Source organism: Photobacterium nomapromontoriensis (genome assembly GCF_050336815.1).
GTDB classification, from domain to species: Bacteria; Pseudomonadota; Gammaproteobacteria; order Enterobacterales; family Vibrionaceae; genus Photobacterium; species Photobacterium nomapromontoriensis.
The window spans coordinates 232,737-243,952 of sequence record NZ_JAKJSL010000016.1 but is presented as its reverse complement, the minus strand read 5'-3'; the positions used below and the strand labels follow the sequence as shown (position 1 = coordinate 243,952).

The following is an 11,216-nucleotide window of genomic DNA, read 5'->3' as shown; positions in this document are numbered from 1 at the left end:
AGCTGCCTTACTGGCTGTTGGCTAATACGCTCAATCCGTCCGAACTGGCGGCCATGAACGAATACACCTGCATTGTGGGTTGGTTGGCCGAGAAACCAACCAGCGATACCCTTGGTGCTGACCTCTATTACAGCCACTTTGACCGCTGGATCTACAGCCACCGGGCAAGCTTTGCGCCGTGCTCACTCTTACTTGCCCCCGCCTGTCGCACCGATACTCAGCTCAATCTGGCAGGGCGTGATTTTGCAGGACAAGAGCTGCCGATGATCTGCATGGTGGGTGACGAATTGGTTGTGATCATGAGCTTGGATGGTGATGTGGCTGAGGTAAAACGCGGGGTGCTGGATACGATGCCGCAAGCCCATAACGCCATGACGTTGGTGACCAGCCTTGATGGTGATGCACTGGCGACGGAATTTACCACCGGTGAGCGAGTCAGCCTGCGTGGCCTGACGGTAACAGCGAAAGGAACACTGGATGAAGCCGTCGCCACGGTTGCTGAGATTGAGATGGTAGGCCGAGCAATAAAACCATTATGCGTTGTGAACGTGCAGCTAAATGGCGAGTATTGGCCTGAGCAAGTCACGCTGCCATTGCTTGTGACATTGTCACACCGTAGTCGTATCAGCGAAGTGGCCGAACCCCAGCATTTATCAGACTGGTTCAGTAACAACCTACCCGAAACGGGCACAGAGACTAAGGTTACCCTGACTGATGCAGATACAGGTATAGTGTTGCATGAAGAGGTCACGGCTGAGACTGAATTGACCTTTGACGCTGTAGTGATACCGGAAGCCACCACCAACCTTCAAATCGAACTCACCGCTATACGAAATGGCCATGAAGCAATGCAAAGTTATACACAGCTGATTGCTGTTCAATATCCCCCGCAAACTGTTTAAACAGCGTTTACTGGGTTTTAATTTTTGACTGATTAAACACTGATTGCCGCTATTAACCAAAGAAACCGCATGGAATGACAAAAAATGATTTGCCATTTCATGCGGTTTCGTTTGTCAAACCTCGCGGTCGGCTACAATGATGGCAAAGAGGCCAAATATTGCGGCAAGCACGGGTTTACAATGTTCTTTTCGCACTAAGTATTCTGCAATAGGAAAGGCATAAAACCCGATAGAGTAATGAGCAATGCGATCGTAGTGATTACGTTCTGAGCCTATTGCATCATTGAACCAGTCAAAGGGGACATTGGCAAAGGTATAGTGCGCGCCGATGGCGTGCATGAATAGCCAGACAGACATGAAAATGTAAGCGGTATTGGAAAAGGTAAAGCGTTTATGAGTCAATACGAGCAATACAAAGGCAAGGGCAACAGGAACGATTTCAGCTACCCAGACCGCGTGAAATGCAGGGTTAATACCAGACCAAACAATAGTAGATCCAACCACTAACGCGAGAACCTGAGCTGTTTTTGAATAAGGTTGAGAGTTATCCATTCTTGGTGTGTCCTTTCTCTAGTTGATTTGTTGATGTAATAATACAGTGTTTTATTACAAAATTAGTGATTGTGCAAGCGCTGTATTGGGCAAGTCGCGATATGGTTCGCAAAAAAAACGGCAAAATAAGATAAAAAAGGAAGGCGTAAAACCACATGTATGGCGTGTCAGGAAAAAGAAATGTGGTATAATTCTCTGCTAACAAAATTCAGAACTATGTGAGAACCGTCACATAGGGTTAAAACTGTATCATATTTGCTCAGTTCTAGAGCATTATCACCGGAGCACCATTTTGTATTTTAAAGATCTTGGATTAGACCAGCGCCTGCTTCAAAAATTGAATCACCTGGCGTTCAATAAACCAACTGAAATTCAACAAACTGCCATTCCTGTTGCCATCATGGGCAAGGATGTATTGGCATCGTCGAAAACGGGCTCTGGTAAAACTCTTGCATTCCTTCTACCTGCAATGCAGCGTATGTATCGAAGCAAACCGTTCACACGTCGTGATCCTCGTGTATTGATTCTGACACCGACCCGTGAACTGGCTAAACAAGTATTTGCCCATCTGCGTATGTTGAATGCGGGTACACCGTATGATGCGACATTGATTGTTGGCGGTGAAAACTTCAATGATCAGGTAAAAGCGCTGCGTAACGATCCTATGTTTGTGATTGCGACACCGGGACGTTTGGCCGATCACCTTGAGCACCGTAGTACGAGTCTTGATGGCTTGGAAATGCTGATTCTTGATGAAGCTGACCGTATGCTTGATCTTGGTTTTGAAGCGCAACTTCGTCGTATTCATGAAGCGGCTAATCATCGTCGTCGTCAGACATTGATGTTCTCTGCAACGTTGGATCATACCGATGTTGTTAGTATTGCGGCTGAGATGCTTGATGCGCCAAAGCGTATCTCAATTGGTCACTCAGCAGAGCAACATACTGATATTACACAGCGTTTTTACTTGTGTGATCACTTAGATCATAAACAAGCGCTGCTTGATAAGATTCTGGAAACCGAAGATTACGATCAATTGATCATCTTTACGGCAACGCGTGCAGATACCGATCGCCTGACGAAAGAGCTTAATGAACGTAAGTTGAAGGCTGTTGCGCTAAGTGGCGATCTAAGCCAGCCTCAGCGTAACAGTATCATGAGCCAGTTTGAGCGTGACTGTCACAAGATCCTGGTAACGACAGACGTTGCCTCTCGTGGTCTGGATATTGAGAAGGTTTCTCACGTTATCAACTTCGATATGCCAAAGCATGCTGAAGAGTACGTGCACCGTATTGGCCGTACAGGCCGTGCTGGTAACAAGGGTGATGCGATTTCACTGGTTGGTCCGAAAGACTGGAAGAGCTTTAAAAATGTAGAAGCATTCCTACAGCAGGAAATTAGCTTCACGACATTAGAAGGTCTGGAAGGTAAATTTAAAGGGTTGAAACCAGCGCCTAAGAAGAAATTTACCAAGAAAAAACCAACGTCTAAGAAACCTGAAGTGAAGAAACAAACAGCCGCTGAGCAGCCGAAGCGTAAACGTGATAAGCGTTTTTACGACAATCAGGCGGTGGGTGATAACGTCTTTATCCCTAAAAAGAAAAAGCCAGTTGATCCATCAGCAGAAGATTAATCATACGTGCGCGTATAGTCAGTTTTCTATTCTTGTAATAATTTAGTTTAAAAGGCCCGTCAGCGATGACGGGCCTTTTTTATGTGTGTGTTTGTTTGGTCGCGACAGCCAAATTGGCGTCGAGGTTAGGTCTGATTAGGTTGTTGCTTGTTGTAAATGCAGTACTAGAGCTTTCATAAATCGTGCTGCTTCTCCACCAGTGCAGGCTCGATGGTCAAAGGTCATGGAAAGAGGCATGATATTGATCTGTGTGGGCTGTTTATCGTGAAGGACCAGCTTACTGATAACCCGTCCGGCACCAATAATGGCAACTTGTGGTGGAGTTACAACAGGAGTGGCATAAATACCTGCGATGGCGCCGAAGTTAGAGAGGGTGATTGTGGCATGCTGAAGTTGCTCACGGCCTATTTTACGTTCTCTGATCCCTGATACGGTCTTATCTACCCATTGCCTGATCCCTTTGTTACTGTATTCATCGGCATGCCGAAGCACTGGCACGTAAAGTCCATGCTCGCTATCGACGGCGATACCGATGTTAACCGTTGTATGGACGCAGCGGGTCATGGTTTCGGCATCAAACCACGCATTGAGTGCGGGTTCCTGACGACAAGCCGTTACAATCGCTTTAACTAAACGGCAGGTAATGTCCTCATCAGCTTGCCATTGATCTAACCGAGCTTCTTCGGTGATGGTAACGGCGGCAACAGATTGATGCGATGCGGCCATGGTATTGGCCATGGTACGTCGTGCACCCTTTAGCACTTCGGTTCCAGGCAGTTGTTTATCACAGGCATGGTAGATATCACAATCAAGGATCACTCCATCAGGCCCTGTGCCTTGTATTGCAGAAAGATCAACCCCGAGCTTTTTTGCCAGTACTCGCGCTGAAGGTAACGCCGTCAATTGCGTTGTATGGGGTTGCGACTGTGGTTGTTCATGTTCACGTTCGACCCAAAATTCATCGGTATTTACGTTGTGATCTTGCTGGGAGACATTACCAACGACAGTGGCTGCATCCATTTTTGTTTCGGTTTTTATTTCAAGATTGTTTGTGCTGTTAGTTTTGTTTTCTGTTTTGGCCTCAGGCTTGGTCTCTTCAATCTCTAACAAGAGGCTACCAATACCGATAATATCGCCTTCATTGCCGTAGCGGCTGACAATAGTGCCACTGTAGGGGGCTGGTACCTCGACCGTTGCTTTGGCAGTTTCCAGCGTCACGACAGGTTGATCAAGTTCGATATGATCACCGACATTGACATGCCATTGGATAATTTCTGATTCGGCAAGGCCTTCGCCTAAATCGGGCAATAAAAAGGTTTTCATTTCCAGCCCTCCACTAACTCTTCTGCTGCGCAGATAATGTCTTCTTCCTGAATCATGAAATACGCCTCATTACGATAATACGGCATAATGGTATCTGCTCCTGTTACTCGTTTCGGCGGGGCTTTTAATAAACACATTGCCTGCTCCGACACTCGGGCCAGAATTTCGGCTCCGACGCCGCAGGTTTTACTCGCCTCATGGACAACCAGTAGACGTCCCGTCTTCTCAAGTGAGGCAATAATGGTTGTCATGTCTAGTGGTTTGATGGTCGCCAGATCGATCACTTCTGCTTCTACGCCTTGTTTTGATAATGTCGCCGCTGCTTGTAATGATTCGACGACGCAGGCTCCCCAAGTCACTAAGGTGAGATCACGTCCTTTCCGTAGGGTAAAGCATGTATTGAGAGGAAGGGCTGTACCATCGTCAATGACATCAGACTTGACTGTGCGGTAAATGCGTTTTGGTTCAAAAAACATGACAGGATCATTACTGCGTATTGATGCTAGTAGTAAGCCGTAAGCCCGTTGTGGTGAAGAAGGTATGACGACACGGAGCCCGGGGATATGGGCAAACAGTGCTTCGATACTCTCAGAGTGATGTTCTGGGGCGTGGATGCCACCACCGAATGGCGCGCGAAACACCGCAGGGCAGGTGAGTCTGCCACGTGTACGGTTACGTATTCTGGCGGCATGGCAAATTAAGTGTTCCATGGCGGGGAAAACAAACCCCTGAAATTGAAATTCAGCAACAGGGCGCAAACCTTGGCTTGCCATACCGACGGCGACGCCACCAATCAATGCCTCTGCTAGTGGTGAATCAATTACGCGTTTACAACCGTATTTCTCTTTTAGTCCCACTGTAGCTCGAAAGACGCCGCCATTATCGCCGACATCTTCCCCCATAACTATGACGTTTTGATCGTGAGCCATTTCATGATGAAGGGCGAGGTTAACTGCTTCCAGTAAGGTAATCTCAGCCATGTTTACCCCCCTGCATACGCATTGCTTTGTTAATGATACCGTCGCGCTGTTTATTTAAGTCTGTATCTAACGACTCATAGAGGTAATCGAAACTTGACTCAGGCGGTTGAGGGGTGACGGTTTGGTATTTTTCGACGGCGGCCTCAACAACTTGTTTGCAATGGTGCAGCCATTCTGTTTCCTCATGATCTGACCAGGCGGATTGTTCAATGAGAAATATTTTCAAGCGCGACAGTGGTTCGTATTGCCAAGCTGTAGACAGTTCTTCATCACTGCGGTAACGGGAGGCATCATCAGCGGTTGTGTGATCACTAAGGCGATAGCTGATTGCTTCTATCAGTGTTGCTCCTTTACCTTTGCGGGCTTTGTTCATACAGTTGAGCACGATGTCATACATGGCAACAACATCGTTGCCATCGACGGTGATCCCCTCGATACCTGCACCCTTGGCTTTGTCTGAAAGAAATTCAGCGCCGCATTGTATTGCGCGGGGAACGGAGATCGCCCATTGATTGTTATTGATGACGAACACTAAGGGAATATTCCATGCGCCAGCACAATTAAGGGATTCCAAAAAATCGCCTTTTGACGTGGCACCGTCACCACAAGTGACAAGTGCAGCCTGATGCTGTCCTTGAATTTTAAGTGCGGCGGCGACCCCAACAGCGTGGGTACATTGCGTTGCAATAGGGACACAAAAAGGTAAGTCACGACAGTGGTGGTTATCTGATGAAAAGTCACTGCCGCGTTCATCGCCCCCCCAATATTGCAGGTTTTTTTCTAGGCCGATTCCACGGGCCCAGAGTGCCGGCAGATCGCGATAGTAGGGTATGAAAACATCGCTGGGCTTGAGTGCTTGGCCAATGGCAATGCCAATGGCTTCAGATCCTAAGTGGGATGGGTAAGTACCGAGTTTGCCCGTTCGTTGTAGGGCAACGGCTTTATTGTCATAGGTGCGGGTAAGTACCATGTCACAGTAAAACTTTTTCAGTGTAGTGAGATCAGCCCACTCTGGTAGGGGTTTTACCAAGGTACCGTGATGATCGATAAAGCGATGCATCTGCATAGCCTGTACATTCATCTGTAGCTCCTTATGTGCTGCCTCAAATGAGGCGGACAGCAAATTGAAGAGCTTGCCATTGGTAGCATATTTATTAAGCGATAACAGCAACAGCACAGCTCAATAGTACTAAGTGTAATCAAAATGTTAACCTTCGCTGAGGGTTACTGATTCAGTGGTAGTAAACAAATCGGTACACTTTGATTGCAGCGGCTTAAGTAAGACAATGAAGGCTGACTGAGAAGGCTGTCTCACTGTTGAGATTGATTGTGGATAGACAGATTATCCATATAGATTCAGACATACTTAATATCAGGCTGAATATTATTCAGCATCTACGTTCAAAATCTAATATCCCTCGTATCAAAGCCGACGGGTAACTTTGGAACCGTAAGTGTACTCGGAATAGTGGGCGGATACGGTCTACAGCGTGTGGGGGTGCAATGAAATGGTATAGTTGGTTAACCTTAATGGTTTTTGTTTCAGCTTGTACGTCACAGGCAAATGTAGATGATATTGCAAGCCAGCAGAGCCAGTTTGTAAAAGGTGAGTGCGGAACGAATAGTGTGCATTCATTGACAGATACATTTAATCAATTTATGGCCGATCGGCAGGAAGAGCTCAACATTTTACGGACTGAATTGAGTGCTGAAAATTATAAACAACTGGAATACGCACTTGAGCATTTTGTTAGTTACTGGGATCAGTTACAAGTCGAACGAAACGTCGCCTGTAAGCAGAATGCAACATGCCAGTTCTTTTCACTCAAAAATCCAGAACGTTATGCGAATAATGATTTTTGTGATGGTGTAGATTTTGAATATAGTGTTAGCCGAGCGAAGATCATAAATTTCTTTAATGATATTGAACGACTGCAATTACAAAAATCCTCACAATGAGAGGTGAGATATAGAGCTAAATATTAACTATAACTCAATGATATATCACTATTTTAGTGAGTTTGTATTATTATCAGCTCTTGATATGTTGATGTCAGCCATGCTGACAGTTGAAGTAAATAGATGCCTTGTTTGTATTTCTTTGTTATTATGACAAAAGTTAATCGTAGTGAGTGTATTTTATCTTTTTTCCAGCCAATAGCCTATATTTTGGCCTTCCTCTTTCGGTGACATTCCTGTCACTGTCTAACTGTTTTTGTCAGAAAAATGTTCAAAATAATCCTCTTAGCTACGTAAGTATAAGAAGAAAACCGCTTCTATGCGGTGTTCCGTGTGGAATACCTGCTTTGCTTTTAGCGTGTCTGATAAAGAAAAAACAGGGTGAAATGGACAGTTGGATTTGATGTCTAAATGATACTATAGCGATTAGCATGGTTGTTAACGGCTTGATTGTTAAATGTTGGCCGTGTTACAACTATAGTCTCTCAACCGATTTTAAGGGGGGAGAGGCGGAAGGGTAAATATAGGGTTGTTTCTAGCCTATTTACTTGATATTTCATTTAATTTTAGGAGGTATTTATGGCTATTAGCCGTAAAATTAGTAAAGAGCGTTTAGCGCTTAAAATGTCCCTGGCTGGTACAGTATTGCTGGCAAGCTTGGGGGTTGGCTATGGGTTGTATGTCGGATCCAATGCTATTCTGCTAGACGGCATGTTCTCATTACTTAGTATGGGTATGACAGGATTAAGCTTGTATACCGCCTACCTAGTATCAAAACCTGACGACAAATACTTCCAGTTTGGATACGCACACATTGAACCGTTAATTAACGTGGTCAATGGCTTGCTCATTTTAATAACGTGTATTTTTGCTTTTATTAATGGTGTGCAAACCATTGTCAGCGGTGGCCATGAAATTGTACTTGAGCATGCGATGGTGTATGCGGTGCTTTCGACCTTCTGTTGTTTTGCTATTTATTTTGCTGAAACCCATATTGCCAAAAGCGAACAATCAGAATTGGTTAGAGTAGATTCGCAGGAGTGGTTAATTGACGGCATTCTAAGCGCGGCTATCTTAGTCGGTTTTGTTGTAGTTATGATCATGGATCACTTAGGTTATTCACAATGGAACCGATATGTCGATCCTATTCTTGTATCAGCACTATCGTTAGCTGCGCTTGTTCTGCCAATTACAGTATTACGTCGTAACCTAAAAGAAGTGTTGTTGGTTGCACCTCAGGATGATGTTCAGCAAAATGTTGATCGTGTTATCGCGAAATTATCAAAACAGTACCATTTTGATGATTATTCACACCATTTTGCAAAAACAGGCCGTCAGTATGATCTTGAGGTGAACATCCTTGTTAAGGATGACAGTTTTTGGACGACAAAACGTCAGGATCATATTAGGCAATTGTTGTGGGAATCTTTATCTGATGAGCTTGGCGATACTTGGTTATCAGTGAGCTTTACGGGTCAGGCTCGTTGGCTGTAAAAGTGTAATAAAGATCACAAAGGGCGTTGAACGCCCTTTGTTTTATCTGATTTGTGACAATCATACTGAAATTAGATTATTGAATATGAGATAAAGCTAATGACGGATGAGCTTTATCAGCAAGATAACTGGTTATTTATTAATAATAACGGGTTATATGTTTATTTAGCATCCATCGTATCGTTGAGTTAGTCAGTATGATGATTTGCGACAAAAGTTATTAATTTTTACATTTGTGTAACTTAATGTGTGCAATTATCGCTTGTTTAGGGTATCTTTCATTGGTCTAAAAATTGCGTCTATTTTACCGACAGTGGCATTTTTTAGACCCTTAGATGAAAGGGATATGATTTTTAACAAAGATCATAGGAAATTATTGGTTTAAAGGTAGTTTATGGAAACGTTACTTGTGATTGGCTTTATCGTTGGTGCCATTTATGTCATCTGTAAAGAGAAAAAATGCACTAAAGATATCGACTACTCACGAAACTCGCTGTAACAAAAGCGCCCTATGGCGCTTTTGTTGTTTTAAGTTATTGAGTTCTATAAGCGTGAAGAATGAAGCGAGATCGGTTGTTATTTTGTGTCGTGATCGTCATCTCCTGCTCTCAGAGTCTATAGCTTGTTAATGAATATTGATCCTATCATTACGTAGTGATGGAAAACGTTATGGATGTTGAGTGATTTATCATCTGCGTATAAATAGGGAGAATAGAACGTGAGTTCTATAGGTAGTAATGGCTGATAGGCAAAACTGATAGCTATGCAATTGAAAAAACGAAGTTTTTTTAGTGAACAACAAGCATTTTCCCACAAGTGTTTTACGAATTTCTATCTTTCATCATTACTTTTTGTTCTCTGCTTTTCATTTATTACTGCCTTCTTTAGTGATTATTTTTCTAAGCAGTATTTAGCTCACCGTATTAAAACTGATTCCCAGCAGTTATTAAGCAATTACTCAATACAATTACGTGACTATTCTGATTTATTTGACACACTCAACGCTCAATTCTTATATGATTGCGGTGCTTATGATAAGCAACAGTTAAAGTCTATTGCCTACAATGATTATCTTATCCGGCGAATCACACTGGAATTACCAAATGGTAAAACGTGCACAAGCTTTGATAGCGCAGACATCGATACAGATATGATACCACTGATGGGTAACTTGACTGATGATATATCTCTTTGGGTCGTAAGAGAATCTCGAACGGACCAGCAGATTATGGTTGCAGAGAAAGAGTCAGAGCATGGTTCTATTCTGCTATATATGGAGCCACTTATTTCTGATGCGCTCAGGCATAAATATTGTGAGAATTGCGTACTGACATCGTTGTCTCCAGAAAATGATGTTACCGTATCATTTTGGCGTGGTGACGCTGCGTTGTTATCAGAATCTCCGATATTGAGTACGGTATTTGCCGATGGTCTTAGGTTGAATGCTTTTGTTAATAACCGGCTAATTGAAAAATATCGTAATGAGTTTTGGTTACCCTTGTTTTTAATTGGGGGATTGATAGGTGTTGTGTGTCTGATTATTCACCGATTGGTTGTTCATCACAGAATGTCGTTGCATTCTTTAGTTGAGCGAGGATTAGCAAAGCAAGAATTTATTCCTTATTATCAACCTATTGTTGATGTCTCAACTAATTCATTATACGGCTGTGAAATGCTGGCTCGATGGAAACGGGCCGGTCACGATTTGATTGCTCCGATGGAATTTATTCCTTATGTTGAGAAAAGCGGCCAAATCTATCCAATAACTGATCAACTAATCACTAAAACAGTGAGAGAAATTAGTAAGTTGAACTGGCACTTAACGCAGCAGGTTATCAGTATTAATGTCGTTCCTGGCCAGCTTGAGAGCCCAGATATAATGCAGAAGTCTTTAGCGTTGTTGCATAATTCAGAAATAGCACCAAGTCAGATTGCCTTTGAAGTGACAGAACGTAAGCAATTTACCAACCTGACTATGGCCTCAAGCATTATTGAAGAGCTTCGCCGCTGTGGTATTGGCGTAAAGCTCGATGATGCAGGAACGGGGTATGGTGGTTTTCGTTATATCCAGCAGCTCAATATCCGTAGTCTTAAGATTGATAAGATGTTTGTTGAAACCATTGGGACATCAGATATTAAATTGTCGTTGCTTGATTCTATCATTGCCTTTGGCAAAGAAGCAGAGATGGAAATGATTGCAGAAGGTGTCGAAACTTATGAGCAGTCAGTCTATTTAGCACAACGTGGTGTGATTTTGCAGCAGGGGTATTATTTTGGCAAACCTATGAACTTCCGTGATTTTGCTTATTACTGTAAGTCAATGATTTCAAGAGATAATAGCGAAAAAGAACAACCTAAAATAGTTGCCTAGAG

General features: G+C 43.5%; 8 protein-coding genes and 1 pseudogene. 5 read left to right on the top strand and 4 right to left on the bottom strand.

What is annotated here, in order from left to right; all coding sequences use genetic code 11:
* Nucleotides 1–902 (top strand): annotated as a pseudogene (locus L4D12_RS03115) (phage tail protein); the annotation flags it as partial.
* A gap of 114 nt (nt 903–1,016) precedes the next feature.
* Here L4D12_RS03115 and L4D12_RS03110 read toward each other — a convergent pair.
* The gene (locus L4D12_RS03110; RefSeq protein WP_428446357.1) at nt 1,017–1,454 is read right to left on the bottom strand and encodes a DUF2238 domain-containing protein; all 438 of its coding nucleotides are present in this window, start codon (nt 1,452–1,454) and stop codon (nt 1,017–1,019) included.
* A 292-nt stretch (nt 1,455–1,746) separates the two neighbouring features.
* On the opposite strand from L4D12_RS03110, the gene L4D12_RS03105 reads away from it, so the two are divergent.
* Nucleotides 1,747–3,087 (top strand): DEAD/DEAH box helicase, encoded by a 1,341-nt coding sequence (locus L4D12_RS03105; RefSeq protein WP_428446356.1) that lies wholly within the window; start codon nt 1,747–1,749, stop codon nt 3,085–3,087.
* A gap of 135 nt (nt 3,088–3,222) precedes the next feature.
* Here L4D12_RS03105 and L4D12_RS03100 read toward each other — a convergent pair whose 3' ends face one another.
* Genes L4D12_RS03100 through pdhA form a run of 3 tightly spaced genes read right to left on the bottom strand, consistent with a single transcriptional unit; the run spans nt 3,223 to nt 6,471 of the window.
* A complete protein-coding gene (locus L4D12_RS03100; protein WP_428446355.1) occupies nt 3,223–4,410 on the bottom strand; it encodes a dihydrolipoamide acetyltransferase family protein in 1,188 nt (395 codons plus the stop codon).
* Nucleotides 4,407–5,390: an alpha-ketoacid dehydrogenase subunit beta gene (locus tag L4D12_RS03095; protein ID WP_428446354.1), complete on the bottom strand. Its 984-nt coding sequence runs from the start codon at nt 5,388–5,390 to the stop codon at nt 4,407–4,409. Before L4D12_RS03095 ends, L4D12_RS03100 begins: the two co-directional genes overlap by 4 nt.
* Complete coding sequence (gene pdhA, locus L4D12_RS03090) at nt 5,383–6,471, bottom strand: pyruvate dehydrogenase (acetyl-transferring) E1 component subunit alpha (protein ID WP_428446353.1); 1,089 nt, start codon at nt 6,469–6,471, stop codon at nt 5,383–5,385. The genes L4D12_RS03095 and pdhA overlap by 8 nt, the downstream gene beginning before the upstream one ends.
* A gap of 422 nt (nt 6,472–6,893) precedes the next feature.
* Between pdhA and L4D12_RS03085 the strand changes: the two genes are divergently transcribed.
* The 3 genes from L4D12_RS03085 to L4D12_RS03075 all read left to right on the top strand — a co-directional run bounded on the left by L4D12_RS03085 (nt 6,894) and on the right by L4D12_RS03075 (nt 11,214).
* Nucleotides 6,894–7,349, top strand: a complete 456-nt coding sequence (locus L4D12_RS03085) for a hypothetical protein (protein ID WP_428446352.1) — start codon at nt 6,894–6,896, stop codon at nt 7,347–7,349.
* Between the two features lie 579 nt (nt 7,350–7,928).
* Nucleotides 7,929–8,843 carry a cation diffusion facilitator family transporter gene (locus L4D12_RS03080; RefSeq protein WP_428446351.1) on the top strand — a complete coding sequence of 305 codons (915 nt, stop codon included), beginning with the start codon at nt 7,929–7,931 and terminating at the stop codon, nt 8,841–8,843.
* Nucleotides 8,844–9,606: 763 nt separating this feature from the next.
* Nucleotides 9,607–11,214 (top strand): EAL domain-containing protein, encoded by a 1,608-nt coding sequence (locus L4D12_RS03075; RefSeq protein ID WP_428446350.1) that lies wholly within the window; start codon nt 9,607–9,609, stop codon nt 11,212–11,214.
* Nucleotides 11,215–11,216 lie beyond the last annotated feature (2 nt).